General features: G+C 66.5%; 29 protein-coding genes. 19 read left to right on the top strand and 10 right to left on the bottom strand.

Annotated features, from left to right (window positions below; genetic code table 11):
• The first annotated feature begins 98 nt into the window (after positions 1-98).
• The 8 genes from BBH56_RS09715 to BBH56_RS08240 all read left to right on the top strand — a co-directional run bounded on the left by BBH56_RS09715 (position 99) and on the right by BBH56_RS08240 (position 4,970).
• Positions 99-353, top strand: coding sequence for a type II toxin-antitoxin system Phd/YefM family antitoxin (locus tag BBH56_RS09715; RefSeq protein ID WP_404828065.1), 255 nt, complete (start codon positions 99-101; stop codon positions 351-353).
• Positions 354-406: 53 nt separating this feature from the next.
• A complete protein-coding gene (galE, locus tag BBH56_RS08270; protein ID WP_148122531.1) occupies positions 407-1,468 on the top strand; it encodes a UDP-glucose 4-epimerase GalE in 1,062 nt (353 codons plus the stop codon).
• Positions 1,465-2,550, top strand: a complete 1,086-nt coding sequence (gene rfbB / locus BBH56_RS08265; protein ID WP_148122530.1) for a dTDP-glucose 4,6-dehydratase — start codon at positions 1,465-1,467, stop codon at positions 2,548-2,550. Before galE ends, rfbB begins: the two co-directional genes overlap by 4 nt.
• A 65-nt stretch (positions 2,551-2,615) precedes the next feature.
• Complete coding sequence (locus BBH56_RS08260; protein WP_148122529.1) at positions 2,616-2,867, top strand: type II toxin-antitoxin system Phd/YefM family antitoxin; 252 nt, start codon at positions 2,616-2,618, stop codon at positions 2,865-2,867.
• A complete protein-coding gene (locus tag BBH56_RS08255) occupies positions 2,864-3,118 on the top strand; it encodes a Txe/YoeB family addiction module toxin (RefSeq protein ID WP_148122528.1) in 255 nt (84 codons plus the stop codon). The genes BBH56_RS08260 and BBH56_RS08255 overlap by 4 nt, the downstream gene beginning before the upstream one ends.
• A gap of 10 nt (positions 3,119-3,128) precedes the next feature.
• The gene (locus tag BBH56_RS08250; RefSeq protein ID WP_148122527.1) at positions 3,129-3,680 is read left to right on the top strand and encodes a glutathione peroxidase; all 552 of its coding nucleotides are present in this window, start codon (positions 3,129-3,131) and stop codon (positions 3,678-3,680) included.
• 177 nt (positions 3,681-3,857) lie between these two features.
• Positions 3,858-4,667 carry an ElyC/SanA/YdcF family protein gene (locus tag BBH56_RS08245; RefSeq protein ID WP_148122526.1) on the top strand — a complete coding sequence of 270 codons (810 nt, stop codon included), beginning with the start codon at positions 3,858-3,860 and terminating at the stop codon, positions 4,665-4,667.
• A 54-nt stretch (positions 4,668-4,721) separates the two neighbouring features.
• On the top strand, positions 4,722-4,970 hold the full coding sequence (locus tag BBH56_RS08240; RefSeq protein ID WP_148122525.1) for a type II toxin-antitoxin system Phd/YefM family antitoxin: 249 nt from the start codon (positions 4,722-4,724) through the stop codon (positions 4,968-4,970).
• Between the two features lie 106 nt (positions 4,971-5,076).
• Here BBH56_RS08240 and BBH56_RS08235 read toward each other — a convergent pair whose 3' ends face one another.
• Together BBH56_RS08235 and rpiA are read right to left on the bottom strand one after the other, a co-directional pair.
• Entirely contained in the window at positions 5,077-5,277 is a 201-nt protein-coding gene (locus BBH56_RS08235) for a DUF2905 domain-containing protein (protein WP_148122524.1), read from the bottom strand.
• A 5-nt stretch (positions 5,278-5,282) separates the two neighbouring features.
• Positions 5,283-5,945 carry a ribose-5-phosphate isomerase RpiA gene (gene rpiA, locus BBH56_RS08230; protein ID WP_069134398.1) on the bottom strand — a complete coding sequence of 221 codons (663 nt, stop codon included), beginning with the start codon at positions 5,943-5,945 and terminating at the stop codon, positions 5,283-5,285.
• Between the two features lie 52 nt (positions 5,946-5,997).
• Between rpiA and ilvA the strand changes: the two genes are divergently transcribed.
• The gene (ilvA, locus tag BBH56_RS08225) at positions 5,998-7,509 is read left to right on the top strand and encodes a threonine ammonia-lyase, biosynthetic (RefSeq protein ID WP_144346812.1); all 1,512 of its coding nucleotides are present in this window, start codon (positions 5,998-6,000) and stop codon (positions 7,507-7,509) included.
• Between the two features lie 19 nt (positions 7,510-7,528).
• Here ilvA and BBH56_RS08220 read toward each other — a convergent pair whose 3' ends face one another.
• Entirely contained in the window at positions 7,529-7,867 is a 339-nt protein-coding gene (locus BBH56_RS08220; RefSeq protein ID WP_148122523.1) for a TraR/DksA family transcriptional regulator, read from the bottom strand.
• A 461-nt stretch (positions 7,868-8,328) separates the two neighbouring features.
• Between BBH56_RS08220 and BBH56_RS08215 the strand changes: the two genes are divergently transcribed.
• From BBH56_RS08215 to BBH56_RS08190, 6 genes are read left to right on the top strand one after another with little or no spacing between them, the layout of a single operon-like run.
• Positions 8,329-8,667 (top strand): hypothetical protein, encoded by a 339-nt coding sequence (locus tag BBH56_RS08215; RefSeq protein WP_148122522.1) that lies wholly within the window; start codon positions 8,329-8,331, stop codon positions 8,665-8,667.
• The gene (locus tag BBH56_RS08210; protein ID WP_198515212.1) at positions 8,664-8,978 is read left to right on the top strand and encodes a HigA family addiction module antitoxin; all 315 of its coding nucleotides are present in this window, start codon (positions 8,664-8,666) and stop codon (positions 8,976-8,978) included. The genes BBH56_RS08215 and BBH56_RS08210 overlap by 4 nt, the downstream gene beginning before the upstream one ends.
• 58 nt (positions 8,979-9,036) lie before the next feature.
• Entirely contained in the window at positions 9,037-9,285 is a 249-nt protein-coding gene (locus BBH56_RS08205) for a DUF1289 domain-containing protein (RefSeq protein ID WP_144346810.1), read from the top strand.
• Positions 9,278-9,514, top strand: a complete 237-nt coding sequence (locus BBH56_RS08200; protein ID WP_157809135.1) for a cysteine-rich CWC family protein — start codon at positions 9,278-9,280, stop codon at positions 9,512-9,514. Before BBH56_RS08205 ends, BBH56_RS08200 begins: the two co-directional genes overlap by 8 nt.
• Positions 9,515-9,525: 11 nt before the next feature.
• Positions 9,526-10,065: an adenine phosphoribosyltransferase gene (locus BBH56_RS08195; protein ID WP_148122520.1), complete on the top strand. Its 540-nt coding sequence runs from the start codon at positions 9,526-9,528 to the stop codon at positions 10,063-10,065.
• Positions 10,066-10,125: 60 nt separating this feature from the next.
• The gene (locus tag BBH56_RS08190) at positions 10,126-10,455 is read left to right on the top strand and encodes a helix-turn-helix transcriptional regulator (RefSeq protein ID WP_148122519.1); all 330 of its coding nucleotides are present in this window, start codon (positions 10,126-10,128) and stop codon (positions 10,453-10,455) included.
• A 59-nt stretch (positions 10,456-10,514) separates the two neighbouring features.
• Here the strand turns inward: BBH56_RS08190 and BBH56_RS08185 are convergent, their stop codons facing one another.
• From BBH56_RS08185 to BBH56_RS08170, 4 genes are read right to left on the bottom strand one after another with little or no spacing between them, the layout of a single operon-like run.
• The gene (locus BBH56_RS08185; protein ID WP_148122518.1) at positions 10,515-11,312 is read right to left on the bottom strand and encodes an ABC transporter permease; all 798 of its coding nucleotides are present in this window, start codon (positions 11,310-11,312) and stop codon (positions 10,515-10,517) included.
• The gene (locus tag BBH56_RS08180; protein ID WP_148122517.1) at positions 11,312-12,289 is read right to left on the bottom strand and encodes an ATP-binding cassette domain-containing protein; all 978 of its coding nucleotides are present in this window, start codon (positions 12,287-12,289) and stop codon (positions 11,312-11,314) included. Before BBH56_RS08180 ends, BBH56_RS08185 begins: the two co-directional genes overlap by 1 nt.
• The gene (locus BBH56_RS08175; protein WP_148122516.1) at positions 12,289-15,342 is read right to left on the bottom strand and encodes an efflux RND transporter permease subunit; all 3,054 of its coding nucleotides are present in this window, start codon (positions 15,340-15,342) and stop codon (positions 12,289-12,291) included. Before BBH56_RS08175 ends, BBH56_RS08180 begins: the two co-directional genes overlap by 1 nt.
• Entirely contained in the window at positions 15,339-16,436 is a 1,098-nt protein-coding gene (locus tag BBH56_RS08170) for an efflux RND transporter periplasmic adaptor subunit (protein ID WP_148122515.1), read from the bottom strand. The genes BBH56_RS08175 and BBH56_RS08170 overlap by 4 nt, the downstream gene beginning before the upstream one ends.
• Before the next feature lie 100 nt (positions 16,437-16,536).
• On the opposite strand from BBH56_RS08170, the gene BBH56_RS08165 reads away from it, so the two are divergent.
• A complete protein-coding gene (locus BBH56_RS08165) occupies positions 16,537-17,382 on the top strand; it encodes a universal stress protein (protein WP_148122514.1) in 846 nt (281 codons plus the stop codon).
• Positions 17,383-17,395: 13 nt separating this feature from the next.
• Here the strand turns inward: BBH56_RS08165 and BBH56_RS08160 are convergent, their stop codons facing one another.
• Genes BBH56_RS08160 through folE form a run of 3 tightly spaced genes read right to left on the bottom strand, consistent with a single transcriptional unit; the run spans position 17,396 to position 18,985 of the window.
• Positions 17,396-18,031: a LysE family translocator gene (locus tag BBH56_RS08160; protein WP_148122513.1), complete on the bottom strand. Its 636-nt coding sequence runs from the start codon at positions 18,029-18,031 to the stop codon at positions 17,396-17,398.
• A gap of 16 nt (positions 18,032-18,047) precedes the next feature.
• Entirely contained in the window at positions 18,048-18,425 is a 378-nt protein-coding gene (gene folX / locus BBH56_RS08155; protein WP_069134383.1) for a dihydroneopterin triphosphate 2'-epimerase, read from the bottom strand.
• Entirely contained in the window at positions 18,422-18,985 is a 564-nt protein-coding gene (folE, locus tag BBH56_RS08150) for a GTP cyclohydrolase I FolE (protein ID WP_069134382.1), read from the bottom strand. Before folE ends, folX begins: the two co-directional genes overlap by 4 nt.
• A 110-nt stretch (positions 18,986-19,095) precedes the next feature.
• Here folE and BBH56_RS08145 point away from each other — a divergent pair, with 110 nt between their 5' ends.
• The 3 genes from BBH56_RS08145 to wrbA are packed head-to-tail and all read left to right on the top strand — an operon-like array spanning position 19,096 to position 23,330.
• A complete protein-coding gene (locus BBH56_RS08145) occupies positions 19,096-21,411 on the top strand; it encodes a glycoside hydrolase family 15 protein (RefSeq protein ID WP_318262528.1) in 2,316 nt (771 codons plus the stop codon).
• Complete coding sequence (locus BBH56_RS08140; RefSeq protein ID WP_144346798.1) at positions 21,408-22,706, top strand: glycosyltransferase; 1,299 nt, start codon at positions 21,408-21,410, stop codon at positions 22,704-22,706. Before BBH56_RS08145 ends, BBH56_RS08140 begins: the two co-directional genes overlap by 4 nt.
• Positions 22,707-22,727: 21 nt before the next feature.
• Complete coding sequence (wrbA, locus tag BBH56_RS08135) at positions 22,728-23,330, top strand: NAD(P)H:quinone oxidoreductase (RefSeq protein WP_148122511.1); 603 nt, start codon at positions 22,728-22,730, stop codon at positions 23,328-23,330.
• Positions 23,331-23,338: the final 8 nt, after the last annotated feature.

Below are 23,338 nucleotides of genomic sequence, written 5' to 3'. Positions count from 1 at the left end.
CGCGCACCATCCTCGCTGTCACTGCGATTCGCATCAATGCGTTGCCGAGCGCGGCAACGGCGACTACCTTGAACGGAACAATAGTCACCAAGCGGTGCATGAGGATGGATGGCGGTTCCATAACGCTCTCCAAGGCCAGGGCACATATCCATGAGCTGGCGGACCGTGCCGAACGGGGTGAGTCGGTGACGATCACTCGGCACGGACGGCCAGTTGTCCGACTGGTCCCCGTCGAAGTCGAACGCCGGCCCATTAATGCCGACAGGCTGCGCGCGTTGACTGATCAGATGCCGATGGCTGAAGAGGAATTCGGTTTGTTCATGCGTCGGGCGCGGGAGGGTGAACGTTTTTAGCGTCGATCAGCTCAGCATGAGCGCACGATTCCCCTTTTGCTAGACTCCTTCCGATGAAAGTCCTCATCACCGGCGCGGCCGGCTATATTGGCTCCCATGCCGCGCTGGCCCTCCTTGACGCCGGTCACGAGGTGATCGGTCTGGACAGCTTCGTCAACGGCTCGCCGACGGCGCTCGAGCGGGTCGAGGCACTGAGCGGTCGGCCTCTGACCGTGGTCGAGGCGGATATCCGTGACGAGCAACGCCTTGCGGCCCTGCTCGCCGGCGGTGATGCCGATGGCAGGGGTCCGGTGGATGCCGTCATGCACTTCGCCGGTCTCAAGGCCGTGGGTGAGAGCACCGAAAAGCCCCTCGCCTATTACGATAACAACGTCGGCGGAACCCTCGCCCTGGCCCGCGCGATGGCGGGGGCTGGCGTGCGGCGGCTGATCTTCAGCTCATCGGCGACGGTCTACGGCGATCCCGCCCACGTCCCCATCCCCGAAACCGCCCCGGTGGGTGAGCCCGCCAACCCCTATGGCACCTCCAAAGCGATGATCGAGCGCATCCTGATGGATCTGGCCGCCGCCGATCCGCGCTGGTCCGTGGCGCTGCTGCGCTATTTCAATCCGGTGGGCGCCCACCCGAGCGGTCGCATCGGCGAGGATCCCCAGGGCCATCCCAATAACCTCGTGCCCTTCATCAGCCAGGTCGCCGTCGGCCGGCGTGAAGCGCTGTCGATCTTTGGGGACGACTATGCCACCGCTGATGGGACCGGCGTGCGGGACTACATCCATGTCCTCGACCTGGTCCAGGGGCATCTGGCCGCCCTGAAACCCCTCATGGCCCAGACCGGCGCCCGGGTCTGGAATCTCGGCACCGGCCGTGGCTACTCGGTGCGGGAAGTGGTCGCGGCCTTTGAGCGCGCCTCGGGTCAGACGATCCCCACGCATGTCTCACCGCGCCGGCCTGGCGACATTGCCGAGTGCTATGCCGATCCCACCCGCGCCCGTGAGGAGCTCGGCTGGCAGGCTGAGCGCGGCCTGGACGCCATGATGGCGGATGCCTGGCGTTGGCAGCGGGATAACCCCAACGGCTATCGCGACGCCGGCGAAGAGGAGGGCGCAGCCCCATGAAAATCCTCATCACCGGCGGTGCCGGCTTCATTGGGTCGGCGCTGATCCGGCAACTCCGCGGCCGGGGGCGGGCCGAGGTGGTCAACGTCGATGCGCTTACCTATGCCGGCAACCCCGAGTCCCTCCCGGGCCTTCAACACGATCCCGGGTATCGGTTCGAGCGGGTGGATATCCGCGATCGCGAGGCCCTCGAACGGGTCTTTCGCGAACATCGCCCGGATGCGGTGATGCACCTCGCCGCCGAGAGCCATGTGGACCGCTCGATCCTCGGCCCCGGCGTGTTTGTCGACACCAACGTGGTCGGCACCCAGAACCTGCTCGATACCGCCCGCGCTTACTGGGAGGGGCTCGACGACCGCCCCGAGGCCAGTGGCTCGAGCCCGCGCGAGCGCTTCCGCCTGCATCACATCTCGACGGATGAGGTCTTCGGGGATCTGCCACCCGACGCGCCGGCGTTCACCGAGGCGACGCCCTACGCACCGAGCTCGCCCTACGCCGCTAGCAAGGCCGCGAGCGACCATCTGGTCCGCGCCTGGCACCGCACTTATGGCCTGCCGGTGGTGATCACCAACTGCTCGAACAATTACGGGCCCTACCAGCTTCCGGAAAAGCTCATCCCGCTGATGATCCTGAACGCGCTTGCCGGCAAGCCCCTGCCGGTCTACGGCGACGGGGGACAGATCCGTGACTGGCTGCATGTCGACGATCACGCCGAGGCACTATGGGCGGTCCTACAGCACGGCAAGATCGGTCGCACCTACAACATTGGTGGGGACGCCGAGCGCACCAACCTGCAGGTGGTGGAGGCGCTGTGCGAGACGCTCGAGACGATCCAGCCCACGGACACCGCCAGCGGCTATCGCGCCCTCATCACCTCGGTCACCGATCGACCCGGTCATGACCGGCGCTATGCGATCGACAGTCGCCGCATTCAGCACGAGCTCGGCTGGCGGCCGGCCCACACCTTCGAGCAGGGCCTGCGCGAGACCGTTCAGTGGTATCTGGACCATCCGGAATGGGTCGCCCGCGTTCAGTCGGGTGCCTACCGTGAGTGGATTGAGGCCAACTATGCGGACCGTTAGGTCGATGTGGGTCGCTAAAGGCTGACTCGCCCGGTACAATATCCTGTACAGATAAGGAGGCGGTGATGGACGCGATCAGCTACACAAAAGTGAGGGCTAATCTAGCCGGCACAATGGATCAGGTGTGTGAGGACCACTCGCCGGTCACAATCACACGAAGCCGTGCGTCGTCGGTGGTCATGATGTCGCTTGAGGACTATGAGTCGTTGCAGGAGACGGCCTGGCTCCTTCGCTCGCCGGCCAATGCCCGTCGACTACTTGAATCGGTTGCTGAGCTGGAAGCGGGTGGTGGTGAAGTGCATCCGCTGGCTGAATGAAGATCTGCTTTTCGACGAATGCCTGGGATGATTATCTGTTCTGGCAGAGCACTGACCGTCGAATGCTGAAACGCATTAATGCCCTGATCAAAGCCACTGCCCGAGAACCCTTCAGTGGATCCGGAAAGCCCGAGCCTCTCAGGCATGCGCTTGCCGGTTATTGGTCGCGACGTATCAACCAAGAGCATCGAATGGTTTATCGCTGTGCGGATGAGGTGCTGCTGATCGCACAACTGCGCCATCACTACTAAGGGGTACGCCATGAGAATCGCTCTAACGATTGCTGTACTGCTCACGTTGCTACTGGGAGGAATCGCCATGGCGTCTACGGCCACCGCCGGCACGGACTGGCTTGATCACGACATGCGCCGGCTGCACTCGAGCGAAGTCGTCAACGTGCAGGACCTTGCCGCGGATGCGCCAGCGGTGCTGTTGGTCAATACCGCCAGTCACTGCGGCTTTACCGGTCAGTTCGAGGGATTGGAGGCGCTGCATCAGGCCTATGCCGATCGTGGGCTCAAGGTGATCGGGTTCTCGTCGGATTCCTTCAATCAGGAGGCGGATGACGAGGCGGCCGCCGCGGAGACCTGCTTTGTGAACTTTGGGGTGAGCTTCGACATGATGGCGACCGTGCCCGTCCGCGGTGGTGATGCCCATCCGGTGTTCGCCGAACTGGCGCGTCAGTCCCGCGCCCCGCGCTGGAACTTCAACAAGTACCTGGTCAATCCCGACGGCGAGGTGGTCGAGGTGTTCGGGGCGATGACCCGACCTGGCTCGGATAAGGTCAAGCGCGCAATCGAGCGGTTGTTGTAGACGGGAGGTTCGCTCGGTCGCCCGTGGCCGCGATACCCTTAACCTTATGACTGAAACCGACGACCAATCGAATCACCCGAGCGTCGCCTTTGGGCTGTGGCGCGAGCGCCGGGATGAAATCGGCGACGGCGTCGCCTATCAACGGCGGATGCGCGCAGAGTAGCGCAGGGATAGCGTGTGTTCCTTTTCACAAAACTCGCCGGCGCGCTTTTAAAGCCGCTCAGCCTGGTCGTGATCGCCCTGCTGGTGGGGCTTTTGATGGCCGCGTTCACGCGCTTCCGGCGTACCGGTCTGGCGCTGATGGGGGTGACAACGTTGGCGCTCGCCTTGATCAGTTGGTGGCCGGTGTCGAACAGCCTGATGGCGCCGCTGGAAGGCGTGTATACGCCCATTGAGGTGAGCGCACCCGACGGAGCCGTGGGCCAGGTAATGCCCAGCGACGTCGCAGCCATCGTGGTGCTGGGCGGCGGCGCCGTGGATGATCCCTCGCTCCCGTTGAGCGCGCAGCTCTCGGCGACATCCCTGCAGCGACTCATCGAGGGCATTCGGCTGTGGCGGATGCGGCCCGATGCCTTGCTGGTGACCAGCGGCGCCCTGCCGCGCGGCCGGTCCCAGGCCGCTATCGCCGCGGATATGGCCGTGGCGCTGGGCGTGCCGCGGGGGCAGATCCGGATGCTGCCGGCGGCGCGGAATACCGAGGAGGAGGCGGCGGCTTATGCCGAATGGGTGAGTGCCCGCGACGGCAACACCGCGGGCTTTCGTCAGCCTGTGGTGGTCAGCTCGGCGAGTCATCTGCCGCGGGCCATCGCCGCGTTTGATCACGAAGGCATTGAACCACGACCGGCCCCGACCGCCCATCGGGCCATCCCACAGCAGTTCGCCCGCCCGGGTGACTTCGCGCCGAGCGCCGATGACCTGCGCACCACCGAGGCCGCCTGGCATGAGTATCTGGGCCGGATGTGGGCGTGGCTGCGGGGAGGGAAATAGATGGATCGGTGCGGATGCGTATGTTCTGGCTAGACGAATCAGAAAGAGCCTTCAATGAAAGATTGGCAGGTACAGGAAGCAAAGGCGCGCTTCGCCGATTTAATACGTGCGGCAGGCGACTCCCCTCAGGAGATCACATACCACGGCAAACCGATCGCGGTTGTGATGTCGCGGGACGCCTACGATCACCTCACCGCCCCTCGTGAATCGCTGGTTGACTTCATGCGGCGATCCCCGATCTACGGCGCAGAGGATATCGAGTTTGAGCGGCGAGACAGCTTGCCGCGTGAGGTCGATCTTTGAGTTATCTGATAGATACTAATGTCATCTCCGAGCTCCCGGGGGGCGGCTCGCAGCGGCTGCAAAGCGTCCCTTGCCCGTCATTGACAGCTTGCTTGCTGCCACTGCGCTAACGCCGAAACCACCAGATAACTACTGACACCACGATGCTGACGATGATCGAGGTGGTGATCGGGAAGTAGCCGGTGAATCCCTCGCGGCGGATCACGATATCCCCCGGCAGCCGACCGAGGCCGAGTTTGCTGATCACCGGCCAGAGCAGACCGATGATCAGAATCGCGATACCGAGGGTGATCAGGGCCTTTTGCATGCCGCTCAGGCGGCGGTGAAACGCTGCACGCCGGTGTCGGTGCCGACGAGCAGTTCATCCGCCGGACGGGCGGCGAACAGGCCATTGGTGACCACGCCGGCGATGTTATTGAGCGCGCGCTCCAGCGCAATGGGCTCGGCGCAGTCCAGACCCTGCACATCGAGGATGACGTTGCCGTTGTCGGTGGTGAACCCCTCACGCAGCGTGGGCCGCCCGCCGTGTTTGAGCAGTTGCCGGCCGACGTAGGAGCGGGCCATGGGGACCACTTCCACGGGCAGTGGGAAGTCGCCGAGCGCGCGCACCCATTTGCTTTCATCGACAATGCAGACGAACCGCCGGGCGATGGCGGCGATGACTTTCTCGCGGGTCAGCGCGCCGCCGCCGCCCTTGATCATCTGCAGGTGGCGGGAGATCTCGTCGGCGCCGTCCACGTAAATGCTCAGTTCGCTGACGCTGTTGGCGTCGCGGACTTCGATGCCGTGGTTGCGCAGGCGCTCGGCGCTGGCCTCGGAAGCGGCGACGGCGGCCTCGATCCGGGTGTCGCTGGCGGCGAGGGCGTCGATGAACTGATCGACGGTGGAGCCGCTGCCCACGCCAATCACACTGCCGGGCTCGATGCGCTCGACGGCGGCTTCGGCGGCGGCGCGTTTCTGGGTGTCGACGCTCATGGCTTGTCTCTCCTGTACACTGTCGCCCTTTGGGGCAAATTCCCGGTCGGGCATGCAATCCTATCTTCAACGTATTCTGACAGCGAGCGTCTACGATGTCGCTGAGCAGACGCCGCTTGTCACTGCCACCAACCTGTCGCGGCGCCTGGATAACAATATCCTGCTCAAACGCGAGGACATGCAGCCGGTGTTCTCGTTCAAGATCCGCGGGGCGTACAACAAGATCGCGAGCCTGAGCCAGGCCGAGCGGGACAAAGGTGTGATCTGCTCGTCCGCCGGCAATCACGCGCAGGGGGTGGCGATCTCGGCGCAGAAGCTTGGCATCAAGGCGACCATCGTCATGCCCCGGACCACGCCGAGCATCAAGGTGGACGCGGTGCGCAACTTTGGCGGTCGGGTGGTGCTGCATGGCGATAACTACGATGCCGCCAAGGCCCATGCCGCCAAGCTGATCGAGGAGCGCGGGCTGACGTTCATCCCGCCCTATGATGACCCGGACGTGATCGCGGGGCAGGGCACGGTGGGCATGGAGATCCTCAGCCAGCATCCCCAGCCCATTGATGCGGTGTTCGTGCCGGTGGGCGGTGGCGGTCTGATCGCCGGGATTGCGGCGTATATCAAGCAGTTGCGCCCGGATATCCGCATCATCGCGGTGGAGCCCGAGGACGCGCCGACGCTCGAGCGGGCGATGGCCGCGGGCGAGCGGGTCACGCTGGATCAGGTGGGCATCTTCGCCGACGGCGTAGCCGTGCGCCAGATCGGTGAGGAGACGTTCCGGATCGCCCGCGAGCTGGTGGATGAGTGCATGCTGGTGAGCACCGATGAGATCTGCGCCGGCATCAAGGACATCTTCGAGGACACCCGCACGGTGATGGAGCCGGCCGGTGCGCTGGCGGTGGCGGGGATCAAGAAGTACATCGAGCAGCGCGGTGTGACCGGCCAGACGCTGGTGGGCATCAACTGTGGCGCCAACATGAACTTCTCACGCCTGGGGCATGTGGCGGAGCGCGCCGAGCTGGGCGAGCATCGCGAGGCGGTGCTGGCGGTGACGATCCCGGAGCGGCCGGGGAGTTTTCGTGAGTTCTGCGAGACCATCGGCAACCGCGCCATCACTGAGTTCAACTATCGCTTCGCGCACGCCGATGAGGCGCATGTATTCGCTGGGATCGGCCTGAATGATGGCCTGGCTGAGCGCGACGAGGTGGTTGAGGCGCTGCGGGCGAAGGGCTATCCGGTGCTGGATCTGACCGATGATGAGATGTCGAAGGTGCATGTGCGGCACATGGTGGGTGGCCGCGGGCATAACGTCGATCACGAGGTGCTCTATCAGGTGCGCTTTCCGGAGCGCCCCGGCGCGCTGCTGAACTTTCTCAAGCGCCTGGGACGGCGCTGGAATATCTCGCTGTTCCATTACCGCAACCATGGCGCGGACTATGGCCGGGTGCTGGTGGGGATCCAGGTGCCGCCCGAGCAGCGGGAGAAGTTTGAGGAAAGCCTCGACAAGCTGGGCTATCCGTATCGGAATGAGTCGGATAATCCGGCGTATGGGTTATTCCTGAGCTAGCGTGACGCGTCGGGCGCTCTCAGTCCGCGCAGTCGATGCACAGCGTCGCGGCGGGATCCACCTCAAGCCGCCGCGGGTTGATGAGCTCGCCGCAGCGCAGGCACTCGCCGTAGGTGCCGTCATCGCAGCGTTGCAGGGCGGAGGTGATGTGCGTGAGCGTGAGTTGCGCGCGCTCGTTGGTGGCCTCGGCCATTGCCTGCTGTTGAAGGGCGTCCATGCGCGATAGCCGCCCCACGCGGGTCTGATCCAGCTCCACGGTCGCCCGCGAGTCGTCGCGAGCCTGCGCCTGTCCTTCGATTTCAGCACGCATCTCGTGCAGCCGCTGCCGGAAGTGGGGGATGTCGATGTCTTCGTCCATGGGAGGACGGTAGCACGCGGGGGCAGGGCCCGGGGCCAGGCCGGGTGCCCAGGCCTGGGCTGGGCTCCTGGGTTTTGTAGGGTCTTCCGGAGACGAATTGACGCACTCCGTCCTCCGTTTACAGTGACGACAGAGCGCGTCAGGACGATCGCAACGACCCATGCGCTCCAGCGGCCCCGAAACGCGGATGAGCGGCGGTTATTCCAGGCACTCCCGCTGCCCATGGCGTGACGTGTGACGTCGAGCGTAATAACGATCTCCGTCGCGCGTCACTTCGTGTCCCGAAGACCCCACAACGCCCTTCCTCCCTTACCCGCATCCGCCGCCCGCTCGTCTCCCGCTCATCGCCCGGCACAGGCCACGAATCGGTCAGCGCCACATGGCCCGACGGCCGGTGCCCCTCTCCGCCGCGCGATATGGTGAACTGAGCGTCAAGCCTCATCCCGGCAAGGAATCGCCCAATGATCAAGACCTTCGCCTCGCCCCGCCTGCGGATGATCTGGTGGGGGCGGCCATCCCATTCCACGCCAGCAAACCTCGCCACCGTGCTGCGTCGTGATCTGGCGCTCCTCCACGCCGCCACTGACGCGGAGGATCTGCAACAGGCCTGCGGCAGGCGCCTGCAGCCCATGATTGATGAGTCGATCCCGTTCGACACCCCCGACCCCGACCCCGATCCCGACCCCAACGACCATCACGACCGCTATACCCTGCGTGTGGGCTATGGCTGGTGGCTGCTCTTTCGCTTTACCGCCGGCGAGGCCCACGGCGTCGCCCTCGACGAGGCGCCGGGCCCATGAATCCGCAGGATGAGTGGGAAGCCCCGATGCCGCCCGGCGACGTGCTCGGCCATGAGTTCATGATCGCGCGTGGCCTGAAGCCCGCGTCCCTGGCCCGGGCGCTGCGGGTGCCGGTTAACCGCATCACTGATATCCTCGCCGGCAAACGCCGCATCACGGCCCCGACCGCCCTGCTGCTCGCGGACTACTTCGAGACCTCGCCGGAATTCTGGCTGCGGCTTCAGATGGACTATGACCTGCGTCTGGCCCGGCGTAACCGCCGGCAGCACTCGGCGTTCAAGACCATGATGAACAGCAGTCGGGCGCCGTGATTTGTCCTTCAAGTTGGGTTTCTGGTAGAACATGACCCCAACATCTTGTGGAGAAATCATGAGCGCATCGTCACCCTGCATCAGCATCTGCGAAGTCGATAATGGCCGCTGCATCGGCTGCGGACGCACCGAGACCGAGATCGTTGAATGGCGCGACTATCCCGAAGACAAGCGCCTGGCCATCATGGATCGGCTCGAGCGCGAGGCCGCCAATGGCGGCTGGCTCGCCGATGATGCCTTCAGCACCGCAACCCGCCCCGGCGCGGCGCGAAGCTCAACCCCGCGAAGCTCAACCCCGAATGCCTGATCATGAGCCCAAGCGCTGTCCCCGTTGCGGCAACGACTTCGAGTGCCGGCTGGGCACGATCCACCGCTGCCAGTGTGTCGACATTACCCTGAGCGATGATATGCGCGAGGCGGTGGCCGCTGCGTATGATGACTGCCTGTGTCGCACCTGCCTGCTGGCGCTGTCGCGTGACGACACTCCGGCGGTTTCCCGCTACCATGCAGTGGCCCAAGGATTGAGGAGACGCTAGTCGTGACTGCCATGATCGAGGACCGGGACGCCGCCGTCGCTCAGGTGCAGGGGCTGATCCGGGACATTCCCGACTTCCCCAAGCCGGGAATCCTTTTCAAGGACATCACGCCGCTGCTCGGCGATGCCGAGGGCTTTAAAACGGCCGTGGATCTGCTGGCGCAGGACCTGCAGGGTCCGGTGCCGGAGTACATCGTCGGCACTGAGTCACGCGGGTTCATCTTTGGCGCCGCGCTTGCGTACCGCATTGGCGCCGGCTTCATCCCTGTGCGCAAGCCCGGCAAGCTGCCGTCCGACGTCTACGCCTGCGAGTATCAGCTTGAATACGGCACCGACGCGCTTGAGGTGCATCGCGATGCACTGGGTCAGGGCGCCCGCACGCTGATCGTGGACGATCTGCTGGCCACCGGGGGAACGGCTCGGGCCACCGGGGATCTGCTGCGTCGCCTGGGGGCGGAGATGCTCGGCTACAGCTTCATCATCGAGCTGGGTTTTCTCAACGCCCGCGAACACATGACCGACGCGCCGGTGCACTCGCTGATCCAGTATTGAAGCGAGATGGATAGTTGAATATCCTCCTACGGGACTTTTGGATATTCAGGGATCCACTCTATGGCCGCCAGGCAAAGAGTCTATTCACCGCACACCCGTGAGGCGGTCGCGCTACTGGGCCGGCTTGTGCGCACCGGCCGGATCGAGCGGCGCATGACCGCATCCGATGTATCCGAGCGCGCAGGCATTACCCGTGTGACGCTGCGGCGCATTGAAAACGGTGACCCGGGCACGGATATCGGGCTTTATTTCGAGGCCGCCACCATTGTGGGTGTGCCGCTTTTCAGTGCGAGCCCGGCAGAGCTGCGGCGCGCCAACCGTGAAGCCGCGGATCGACTGACGCTCCTGCCACGTCATGCCCACTCCCCCAGAGTGGATGATGATTTCTAGCGCCGAGCAGCCGCTGGGCGCCTACGTCTGGATCTGGCTGCCGGAGCGGACAGAGCCGGTCAGCGGATCAGCCGTCGCCGCGCCAGGGCCGCGCTGATCCAGTAGCTGCCCACCGCATAGCCCAGGATCACCGCCAGATGCAGCACCGGTGCGTCGACGGCCGTGCCGGTCATCAGCGGGCGCACCAGCATGACCACATGCGCGAGCGGCAGGAACTGCGCGCCGATGCCCACCGCATCGGGCAGCCCCGATAGCGGAAAGAACACGCCCGAGAGCAGCAGCATCGGCGTCATCACCAATGTGAAGTAGTACAGGAAGAAATCGTAGCTCGGCGAAATCGCGGTGACGATCATCGCGATGCCGGCAAACGAAAACCCCGCGAGCAGGATCACCGGCAGCACCAGCAGCGCCTCGGGCCCGGCGACCAGACCCAGCACGGCGGCGACCAGGACGATGGCGCTGGCGTTGATCAGCGCCTTGGTGGCCGCCCAGGCGATCTCGCCCAGCACCACATCATCGACGTTCATCGGCGCGGCGAGCATCGCCGCCCAGGTCTGCTGTTGGGTGAGCCGGGTGTAGGCGGAGTAGAGCGCCTCGAAGGTGGCGCCGGTCATCGCCGCTGAGCAGACGATGCCGCTCGCCAGGAACACCATATAGGGCATGGACTCGACTTCGCCGACGAACTGCCCCAGTCCATAACCGAGTGCCAGCAGATACAGCACCGGCTCGCCGAAGTTGCCCAGCAGCGAGGGCAGCATGAGCTTGCGCCAGACCCGCAGGTTGCGCAGCCACACGGCAATGAACCGGCCACTGAGCTGTGGGCCGGTTTTCAGATGATCCGCAACACTCGCACTCATTAGTCGCGGAGCTCCCGTCCGGTCAGGCGCAGAAAGACATCCTCGAGGCTCGCCGGCCGGTAGAGATACCCCGGCCCGATCAGTGCCTCGATGCGCTGGATCAACGCCTCGCGATCCTGGCCGTAGATCAGCACCGTCTCGCCCACCGGCTCCACCCGGAATCCCGCCGCGGTCAGCGGCTCGAGGCCGCTGCCGACGCCGGCATGACCGCGCACCTCGGCGTCGATGTCGCCGGCGGCGTTCATCCGCCCCATCCACTGCATGGCCTGATCGCCGCGCAGTTCCACCACATGCGGCTCGATGTGCGCGGCGATCAGCGCCGAGGGACTGTCGCAGGCGACGATGCGGCCGTGATCGATGATCGCGGCGCGGTCGCAGAGCCGCTCGGCCTCTTCCATGTAATGGGTGGTCAGCAGCAGGGTGCGGCCCTGGCGGCGCAGCGTGTGCATGCGCTCCCAGATATGCTGGCGGGCCTGGGGGTCAAGGCCGGTACTGGGCTCGTCCAGGGCGAGCAGCTCCGGGTCGTTGACCAGGGCCCGGGCAAGCGTCAGGCGGCGCTTCATGCCACCGGACAGCCCCTGGATGGGGTCATCGGCCCGCTCGGTCAGCTCGGCGAAGGCAAGGAGCGAATCCATCCGCGCCTCCACCACCTTACGCCGTGCGCCATAATAGGCGCCGTAGGTGATGAGGTTTTCGCGCACACTGAAGTCGGGGTCGAGGTTGTCGAACTGGGGCACGATGCCGGCGCGCTCGCGCATGGCCCGGGCCCGCTTCGGGATGGGCTCGCCGAGCACGGTCACCTCGCCGCTGCTGGGGGGTGTGAGCCCCAGCAGCATGCGCAGTGTGGTGGTCTTGCCGGCACCGTTCGGCCCCAGCAGCGCAAAGCACTCACCCGCCTCGATGGTCAGGTCAATGCCATCCACCACCGTCGTCGTGCCGTAGGTCCGGGTCAGCCCCCGAGCCGTCACCGCCGCCATCAGGCCGCTGTCGCCTCCGACTTGTGGGCGTTGTGGTCCTGCCCCAGCACCAGGTAGAAGGCGGGCAGCACGAACAGCGTGAAGAGCGTGCCGATGCCAAGCCCCGTGGCGATGGTCAGACCGATCTGGAAGCGGCTGACCGCGCCCGCGCCGGTGGCGATGAGCAGCGGCACCATGGCCATGATCAGCGCCAGCGAGGTCATGATGATCGGCCGCAGGCGGATGGTGGCCGCCTGTTCAACCGCCGCGCGCTTGCCGAGGCCCTGCTTGATCTGCAGGTTGTTGGCGAACTCCACGATCAGGATGCCGTTCTTGGCGACGACACCGATCAGCGTGATCAGCCCCACCTGGGTGTAGATGTTCACCGTGGCGAAGCCAAGGGTGATGAACGCCAGCGCCCCGGCAATACTGAGCGGCACCGAGACCAGGATGATCGCCGGATCGCGCCAGCTTTCGAACTGTGCGGCGAGCACCAGATAGATCACCAGCATCGACAGGAAGAACGTCAGCACCAGCGCGCCGCCCTGATCGGCGAACTGCCGCGACTGGCCGGTGTAGTCGACGTTATAGCTTGCCGGCAGGACCTGATCGGCGGTGGTCGCGAGGTAGTTGAGTGCATCCCCCAGCGGCACGCCCGGCGCCGGGATCCCCTCAAGCGTCACCGAGTTGAGCTGCTGGAACTGGTTGCGTGAGCTTGGGACCACCGATTCCTTGAGGGTCACCAGGCTTGAGAGTGGCACCGATTCGCCCTGGGGGGTCTCGATGTAGTATTCCTCGAGCATCGCCGCATTGGCCCGGAACGGGCGATCAACCTGGGGGATGACCTTGTAGCTGCGCCCGTCCAGATTGAAGCGGTTGACGTAGCCGCCACCGAGCATCCCCGACAGGCTGCTGCCGAGCTGCTCCATGCTGATGCCCATGTCGGCGGCCTTGTCGCGGTTGACCTCGACCGTGGTCAGCGGTCGGTCGAACTCCACGGACTTGCGCAGGAACAGGAAGTTGCCGCTGCCCATGGCCTGGCCGATGAAATCGGTGGCGACGTTATCCAGCGCCTCGTAGCCGGCCGAGGTGGTCAGCACGAACTGCACGGGCAGCCCGCCGCCCGAGCCCGGCAGACTCGGCCGCGGGAACACCGCGGTGTCGAGCCCCGGGTTGGGCGTGAACTTGGCGGTCACCTCCTGCTGCACCTCGGTCTGGCTGCGCTCGCGCTCGCTGGTGGGCACCATCTTGACGCCGCCGAACACCGTATCCGGCGACAGGCCGCCGAGGATCATGAACGTCTCGCTGTACTCGGGGATGCTCTCCGCTTCGGTCTGGTAGCGCTCGGCGAACGTCGCCAGATAATCGAAAGTGGCGGTGCGCGGTGCGGTGCCCTGGAAGAACAGGATGCTCTGATCCTCGGTGGGCGCCAGCTCGCTCTGGCTGGTGGTGAACATGAAGTAGTTCGAGGCCAGCACGATCACGCCGAACACGATGAGCACGCTCTTGGTGTCGAGCAGGCTGTGCAGGCTGCGCTGATAGGCGGCGGCCAGGCCGTTGAACATGCGCTCGACGAACTGCTCAAACCGCCCCGCCTTGCCGCCGGGCTTGAGCACGGCGGCCGAGACCATGGGCGAGAAGGTCAGCGCGATGATGCCCGAGATGAGCACCGACCCGGCCAGGGTGAAGGCGAACTCGGTGAACAGCGTTCCGATCAGCCCGCCCATGAAGCCGATGGGCGCGTAGACCGCGAGCAGGGTCGTGGTCATGGCGATGATGGGCACGGCCAGTTCGCGCGCGCCCATAATGGCGGCATCGACGTTGGAGTAGCCTTCCTCGATATGGCGGTGGATGTTCTCGACAACGATGATCGCGTCGTCCACCACCAGCCCGATGGCGAGCACCATGGACAGCAGCGTGAGCAGGTTCAGCGAATAGCCCAGCGCGATCATGATGGTGGCCGCGCCCACCAGCGACAGCGGCACCGCCAGCGACGGCACGATGGCCGCGCGGATCGAGCCGATGGTCAGGAAGATCACCACGAGCACGATCAGCACCGCCTCGGCGATGGTCTTGAACACCTCGTTGATGGAGTCTTCGATGAACTTGCTCGCGTCATACGGCAGCGCGAGCTGCATGTCCTGCGGTAGCTGACTGCGCAGGTTGGGCATCGTCTGCTGGACTTCGCCGGCCACATCCAGCGGGTTGGCGCCGGGAGCCTGCTCGACGGCGATGAACACCGAGGGCTGGCCCTTGTACCAGGCCGCCGAGGCATAGGTCTCGGAGCCGAAGTCCGTATCGGCCACATCATCAAGGCGCACCACGGTGCCGTTCTCTTCGCGGATCACCAGGCGCTGGAAGGCGTCGGGATCGCTCACATCGGTGGTCACCGACAGGTTGATGCGGGTGTACGGCCCCTTGGTGTTGCCAATGCCGGCCTGGTAGTTGTTGGCACGCAGCACGTCGCGGACTTCGCTGGCGGTGACGTTGAGCGCCGCCATGCGCTGCGGGTCGAGCCAGATGCGCATGGCCGGCGAGCGCCCGAACACCCGGGCCTTGGCCACCCCGTCCAGCGCCTGGACCTGGGGCTGGATGACGCGGTTCACGAAATCGGTGATCTCGGGGATCTTGACCGACTCGCTGTAGATCGCCAGATACATGAGCGCCGTCTGATCGCCGGTGCTCGACTCGATCACCGGGTCCTGGGCGTCGGCGGGCAGCACATTGCGCTGGCTGGCCACCTTGGCCTGTATCTCGGAGACCGCCGCGTTGGCGTCGTAGTTGAGGGCCATGTTCACCTCGATGGTGGACTGGCCCTGGCGGCTTTCCGAGGTGATGTAGTCGATGCCACCGGCCTCGGCGATGGCCTGCTGCAGCGGCTGGGTGATGAAGCCCTGCACCAGCTCGCTGTCGGCGCCCGGGAAGGTGGTGGTGACGGTGACCACCGTGTTCTCGGTGGACGGGTACTGGCGCACCTCGAGTAGGTCCAGCGAGCGCACACCGGCCAGCAGGATCAGCAGGCTGATCACCGTCGCCAGCACCGGGCGATGGATGAAGATGTCGGTGAATTTCATCGACCGGTCACCTCGTCCGGATTCAGCGTGACGGTGTCATCAATGGTGACCGGCTGGCCGGGGCGGACCTTGACCAGCCCGGCGGCCACCACGCGATCGCCCTTGTCGAGGCCACTGGTGACCTCGACCCGGCCATCGCGCACCTCGCCGGTCTCAATCTGCACGCGCTCGGCCACCAGACCGTTGTCGTTCTGATTGATGCGCAGCACGAAATCGCCATAGGTGTTAAAGCTTACCGCCGTGCGCGGGATGGTGAGCAGCGTGCGCTCCATGGGCTCGAGCACCGTCACCTCGGCGAACATGCCGGGTCGCAGTCGCCCGTCGGGATTGTCCAGCGTGGCGCGCACCGACACGGCGCGGGTGTTCTCGCGGATGGCGCTGTCGATGGCGGTGATGGTCCCGTTGAAGGTGTCCTCGAAGGCGCTGGTGTTCACCTCGATGGACTGGCCCTGCTCGAGGTCGGTGAGAAACCGCTCGGGCAGGGTGAAGTCGGCATAGATCGGGTCGAGCCGCTGGATCTCGACAATGTCACTGCCGGGGGCCAGATACTGGCCGACGCTGACCGTGCGCAGACCGAGAATGCCCGGGAAGGGCGCGCGGATGGTCTTCTGCGCCAGTCGCGCCTGCTGGGTGTCCACGGCCGCGGTGGCGCTGTCGAGCCGGGCCCGCGCTTCGTCGAACTCGGACTGGGAGATGGCCTGCTGGGGGAGCAGATCCTCGGCGCGGTTGAACGCGATGCGGGCCAGCTCGGCCTCGGCCTGAAGGCCCTGCAGCTCGGCCTCGTCAACATCGGTGTCCAGGGCGACCAGCACATCATTGGTGTCGACGCGCTCACCCGAGTCGAAGTTGAGCGACTCGATGGTGCCGGCCACCTCGGTGCTCACGGCGACGCGATCCACGGCGGTCAGGCTGCCGACGCTGCTGCGCTCGCCCTGCCACTGCTCGCTGGCGACCGTGGTCGCGGTGATGTTGGCCGGACGCGGGCCGCCCGGGCCGCCACCCTGCGTCTGGACAAAGTATTTGTAGCCGAAGATGCCACCAAAGATTCCGCCCAGCAGGAGAAGGGCGATAAGCAGACGGATAAAAACTTTCATGACTGACCGACAAGCTGTTGGCGTAAAAGTTGTGATTGTATCAGGACTCCCCGCGGACTTAGCCTGTTCCTGACAACAACAGGCTAAGGGAGAGGGGATCATGATTCGCTCGATCCTGCTTTATCTGCACAAGGACGGCCACGAGGCCAATCACGTCGCCGCCGCGGCGGCCCTGGCAAGCGCCCATGAGGCCCACCTGACCGGCCTGGCGGTGGCCGAGCCGCTGGCCGCCCATGCCGAATACCTGCCGCCCGAGGCGCTGGATCGCTACCGCGAGGCCTGGCAGACCCGTAACGCCGGGCTGGCGGCGATCTTTGAGTCCCAGGTGGCGCATCAGGCGCTCAGCACCGAATGGCGCTCGGTGGAGGATCTGCGCGTTGACCGCAGCACCGTGGATGTCGTCGCCCAGCAGGCGCGCTATTCCGATCTGCTGGTGCTGGGCCAGGTCGACCCGGATCGGCCCGCCGACCTGGTGCCGGCCGATCTGCCCGGCCAGGCGGCGGTCATGGCCGGGCGTCCGGTGCTGGCGCTGCCCTATGCCTGGCAGCGGCGTCCGGTGGGGCATCGGGTGATCGTCGGCTGGGATGGCGGTCGCGAATCGGCCCGGGCGGTCAGTGATGCCCTGCCCCTGCTGTGCCGGGCCGACGAGGTGCAGGTGGCAGTGATCGGCACCGAGGCGCCGGGCCTGCGCGGGGCGGGGACCGATCTGCCCGGGGCCGATGTCGCCGCCTACCTGGCCCGGCACGGTGTGCGGGTGACCGCGACCCACCAGGGCAGTGTCGACATCCCCGTGGCCGACGCCCTGCTGTCGGCGGCCGCCGACGCTGATGCCGATCTGCTGGTGATGGGGGCGTACGGGCGCTCGCGGTTCCGGGAGATGGTCATGGGCGGGACCACCCGCCGGATCCTGGGCGAAATGACCCTGCCGGTGCTGCTCTCGCACTGACGCGGCGTCAGCGTCAGCCAAGCACGGTGGCGGCGGTGCTGAGGGCCAGGAACACCAGCACCGCCCCGGTCAGCCGCTCGATCCAGACCTGCCGGCGCCGCAGCCAGGCGGCACCGCCGCTGGCGGACAGACCCGTCGCCACCAGCGCATACCAGCCGGCATCGACCACGGTGGCGGTGCCGGCCAGCAGGGCGACGGTCGGCGCACCGGCGCCGGGCGTGACGAACTGGCTGAACAGGGCCAGAAAGAACACCGCGATCTTGGGGTTGAGCAGCGCCATGGTCAGGCCATCGCGGGCCGCCGCCACGCCGCGCCCGGGCATGACATCGGCGGGGGCGGGCTCGGCACCCGCTTCGGCGGCCGGGTGGCCCGCGCGCATGGCACTGGCCCCCAGCCACAGCAGATAGCCGGCACCCGCTAGGGTGATCGCGCTGTGCAGGGTCTCATGGGTGGCGATGACTGCCGCCAGCCCCAGCGCCGTCGCCAGGGCATAGACGCCGACGCCCAGGCCGTGACTGACGGCGGTGATCAGCCCCGCGCCGCGTCCGCGGTTGACCGTGTTGCGGATGACCAGCGCCAGGCTGGGGCCCGGTGACACGGCGCCGAGCACGCAGATGGCAAGCAGTGACAGCCAGGCGCTGACGGTCATGGGGCCGCCGGCGGAGTCAGTCCCTCTGGGCGGTCATGGTCAGCGAAACCGAATCGGCGAAGCGCAGGGCGTGGGGCTTGTCGACCTCGACCTCGGCATACTGCACCGCCGTGTGCGCCATGATCAGCTCGACCAGATCGTTGACCAGCTTTTCGAGCAGCAGAAACCGGTTGTCCTCGATATGAGCGATGATCTGCTTGGTGATGGTCTTATAGTCCAGTGCCTCGTCCACCACATCACCGCGCGCGGCGGCGAGGGCGTCGTAGTCGATGCGCAGGTTGACGACCACATCCTGGCGCTTGCGCTGCTCCTCGTCGTTGAAGCCGACGAACGTGCGCAGCCGCAGGTCCTTGACCCGGATGCGCGACAGGGGCCGCTGGATACCGCCGCTCATGCCGGCCGGCGACGGATGAGCTGGAGGAATTCGTTGCGCGCCGAGACCGACTCGCGGAATGTGCCGAGCATCACCGAGGAGCTCATCTCCGCGTTCTGCTTACTCACCCCGCGCATCATCATGCACATGTGCTGGGCGTCCATCTGCACGGCCACGCCGCGCGCCTGGGTGACCTGCTGGATGGCCTCGGCCACCTCGCGGGCGAGGTTTTCCTGTATCTGCAGGCGGCGGGCGTACATGTCGACGACGCGGGCGATCTTCGACAGGCCGATGACCCGGCCGTCGGGGATGTAACCGACCTGGGCGTGGCCGAAGAAGGGCAGGACGTGATGCTCGCAGAGCGAGTAGAATTCGATGTCACGAACAATGACCATTTCGTCATTGTCGGATTCGAACATTGCACCGTTGACCAGCTCGTCGAGCGACTGGTGATAGCCCTGGGTGAGGTATTCCATGGCCCGGGCCGCGCGATAGGGCGTCTTCTCCAGGCCGCCACGGCTCGGGTCCTCACCCAGGCCCGTGATGATCTGCTCGAAATGGTGGTCGAGATCCGGATTCATCAACGATCTCCGTTGGAATGAAAGTCTTGGGGTTGTAACGGCGGGTCGGACAGAACTTTTACACAGATGTTTCAGAAATTCGAGCGATAGGGCACCGATAGATGCGATTGATGGCGTTAATGAGGTGGCTGCCCTGGCGCTGGGTGGTGCGCCGGGCGGCCCGATCGCAGGGGTTCATGGACCCGCTGGCGGTGATGGCGCGGCTGCGGCGCTTCGGCCAGCCCTCGGAGGTGGCCGAGCCCATCGAGCTGCTGCGCGCCGGGATGATCTTTCATGCCCGGGGACTGATCAACACGCGGGTCATCCAGCACAACCTGGACTGGATCTGGCCGTACTGGATCGAGCAGCAGTTCGACCCGCACAGCCCGGCGTTTCTGCCCCGGGCGTTCAGCATCACCCACGTCAATCTCACCCACCGCAACTGGACCGCGGTGGGCCGGCCGGACTGCGCCGCGCTGCCCATCATTGACCCGCGCGGGCTGGTGACACCGCTCATCGACGGCGGCTCGGTGGATGCCTGGGTGCGGGGGGCCGATGGCGAGTGGCTGATCCCCTCGCGTCTGCCCGCCGTCGATCAGCGGCTGGACCGCGGCGACGATGACCTGAGCGTGACCACCACCGCCGAGACCGGCGGCCTGCAACTGGCCAGCCGCGCCCGGGTGGTGGCCGCCGGCGATGGCCATCGCCTGGAGTGTCGCTACACCGCCACCGCCGCGGCGGGTGGGCGCCTGGCGCTGGCGCTGCGCCCCTATAACCCCGAGGGCATCAGCTTTATCCAGCGGCTTGACCAGGCACCGGGCGAGTCGCCGGCGGCCGCGTGGCAGTGGCGGGTGTTTGACGAGCAGCACGTGATGCAGCCGGCGCGGCTCGACTTTGACACCCGCCCCGAGCGCATCGATACCTCGGATTACGAATCAGGGGATGTCGCCCAGCGGCTTGCCGGTGAGCCTGCCGATGGCGGTGATGCGGGCGTCACCCCCGCGCGTCTCGACTGCGACACCGGGCTGCTGACCGCTGCGGCGCAGTTCGATCTGGCGCCCGGGGAGTCGCGCAGCGTGACCCTGTCGGTGCCGCTGCCCGAGCCCGCCGATCCGGTGGGCCCGGCCTCGTGGGCCGAGGCGCTGGCCCCGGCGGCGCAACTGGATGTGCCGGATGCGGACTATCAGGCGCTCTACGACACGGCGCTGCGCACGCTGCTGCTGCACTCCGTCGAAGACATCTACCCGGGGCCCTATACCTATAAGCGCTTCTGGTTCAGGGATGCGGCGTTCATCATCCATGGGCTGTTCAACGCCGGGCTGCTCGAGCGCGGGCGCCGCTCGCTGGCCCGCTTTCCGGGGCGCCAGACCCGCGCCACCGGCTATTTCCACAGCCAGGAGGGCGAGTGGGATTCCAATGGTCAGGCGCTCTGGATCATCGCCCGCCACCACGCCCTCACCGGCGAGTGGCCGCCGGGCGCGGACCGCGATGAGTGGCTGCGGGTGATCCGGCGCGGTGTCCAGTGGGTGGCGCGCAAGCGGCTGCCAGCGGACAGCGACCGGCCCGAGGCCGGGTTGCTGCCGGCCGGCTTCAGCGCCGAGCATCTCGGCCCCAACGACTATTACTACTGGGACGATCAGTGGGCGCATGGCGGTCTGCGGGCGGTGGCCGAGCGGCTGCGCGCCGACGGCGAACCGGCGCTGGCCGATTGGGTGGACGACGAGGCGGCTGATCTGGCGGCGAGCCTCGAGCGGGCCTACGCCGCCGATGGCGAGCGACTGGGCCGGCCGGTGATGCCGGCCTCGCCCCGGCGGCGCATGGATGCCGGGGCGATTGGCTCGATTGCCGCGGGGTTTCCGCTGCAGACCCTGGCCGCGGACGATGCCCGCCTGCTGGGCACGGTCGGGTATCTGCTGGATGCGCATCGCGTCAATGGCGGCTTTTTCCAGGAAATGATCCACTCCGGCGTCAATGCCTATCTGACCCTGCACCTGGCCCAGGTGCTGCTGCGGGCCGGCGACGCCGATGGCCTCGCATTGATGGATGCGGTGGCCCGGCTGGCGAGCCCCACCGGGCAGTGGCCCGAAGCCATCCACCCGCGCACCGATGGCGGCTGCATGGGGGATGGCCAGCACGTCTGGGCGGCGGCCGAATGGGTGTCGATGATGCGCAACGCGTTCGTCCGCGAGGAAGGCGATGGCCTGGTACTCGGCGCCGGTGTCCAGCCGCGCTGGCTGGCCGCGCGGACCGGGTTCGGTTTCGGTCCCACGCCCACGGCGTTCGGCAGCGTCCGGGTGCGCTTTGAACCAACGCCCGAGGGGCATCGTGTCGACTGGCGGATCGATGGCCCCGGGCCGGCCTGGATCCGCCTGGCGGTGCCGGGACAGCCGCCGATCGACCGCGCCGGCCACTGCCGGTCGCTGGAAATGCCGGAGGCACCGGTATGAACATCGTCATGATGACCAACACCTACACTCCGCATGTCGGTGGCGTGGCCCGGTCCGTCTCGGCCCTCACCGAGGGGTGCCGCGACCGCGGGCACCGGGTGCTGGTGGTGGCGCCGGTGTTCCCCGATACCCCGGCGGACGAGCCCGATGTGGTGCGCATCCCCGCCATCCAGAACTTCAATGGCAGTGACTTTTCGGTGGTGCTGCCGGTGCCGGGTAAGCTCGATGAGGCCCTGGATGCCTTCGAGCCCGACATCATTCATGCCCACCACCCGTTCCTGATCGGCTCCACCGCCCTGCGCGTGGCGGCACGACGGGCCTGCCCGCTGGTGTTCACCCATCACACGCTCTACGAGGCCTACACCCACTACGTCCCCGGCGATTCCACGGCGCTCAAGCGGTTTGTCGTCGAGCTGTCCACGAGCTATGCCAACAGCGCCGATCAGGTGTTCGCTCCCAGCGAGAGCGTGGCGGATCTGCTGCGCGAGCGCGGGGTGGAGTCGCCGCTGGCGGTGGTGCCCACCGGCATCGACCGGGCGGCGTTCAGCGGCGGTGACGCCCACGCCGGCCGCCAGCGTCTGGGCATTGATCCGCAGGCGCGGGTCATCGGCCATGTCGGCCGGCTGGCCGAGGAGAAGAACCTGGATTATCTGGCCCGGGCGCTGGTCGAGGCCGCCCGGCAGGACCCGGCGGTGATCTGCCTGGTGGTGGGCGACGGGCCCGCCGGCGCCGACATTGATGCCCGCTTTGCCGCCGCCGGCCTGGCCGATCGGCTGGTGCGCCCCGGCGCGCTGGCCCTGCCGGCGCTGGCCGATGCCTATGCCGCGATGGATGTGTTCGGCTTTGCCTCGTTCACCGAAACCCAGGGCCTGGTGCTGGCCGAGGCCATGACCGCCGGCGTGCCGGTGGTGGCGCTGGATGCATCGGGTGCACGCGAGGTGGTGAAGGGGGATAATGGCCGATTACTGGATGACGATGCCCCGCCGGCGGCGTTTGCCGAGGCGCTGCTGGGCATGCTGTCCCTGAGCGGAGCGGCCCGGGCGCGGATGCGTCAGGCGCTGGCCGAAACGGCGGATGCGTATTCGCTGTCAAGCTGTGTCGACCGGGCGCTGGCGCTCTACGCGGGTTGTCGGGCCGAGCGGCCCGACCGGCCCGTGGCGTTCCGTGACGAGGCGCGCGCGGCCTGGCAGCGGAGCCTGCGCCGTGTGCACGCGGAATGGACCGTGATCCGCGGCATGGCGCGGGCGGCCGGCAAGGCGCTGGGGCCGGATAACGACCCCGACGAACTTTTCTGAGATAACAAGAGGATCAAGGGTATGAGCCGTATTCTGGTGGTTTATTACAGCACCTGGGGGCATGTCGAGACGATGGCCGGTGCCATTGCCGAGGGCGCGCGATCGGTGGAGGGCGCCGAGGTGGTCGTCAAGCGGGTGCCCGAGCTCATGCCCGAGGACGTGGCCCGGGCGGCCGGCGCCAAGCTCGATCAGGCCGCGCCGCTGGCAAGCCCGGATGAGCTGGCCGACTACGATGCCATCCTGTTCGGGACCCCGACGCGGTTTGGCAACATGGCCGCGCAGATGCGCAACTTCCTCGATCAGACCGGGTCGTTGTGGGCCAGCGGCAAGCTGATCGGCAAGGTGGGCAGCGTTTTCGCCAGCACCGGCAGCCAGCATGGCGGTCAGGAGACCACGCTGACCTCGTTCCACACGACGCTGTTCCACCAGGGCATGGTGGTGGTGGGTGTGCCCTACTCCTGCCCGGCGCTGACCACCATGGACGAGATCACCGGCGGCACGCCCTACGGCGCGACCACGCTTTCCGATGGCGATGGCAGCCGCCAGCCGAGTGACAACGAACTCGAGATCGCCCGTTTTCAGGGGCGCCATGTGGCGGAAATCGCCGGGCGTCTCGCGACTTAGGAGCCAGT

This window comes from Spiribacter roseus, from assembly GCF_002813635.1.
Taxonomy (GTDB): Bacteria; Pseudomonadota; Gammaproteobacteria; order Nitrococcales; family Nitrococcaceae; genus Spiribacter; species Spiribacter roseus.
Note: the sequence above shows the minus strand (reverse complement) of the source record. Positions and strands in the feature narration are given on the sequence as shown.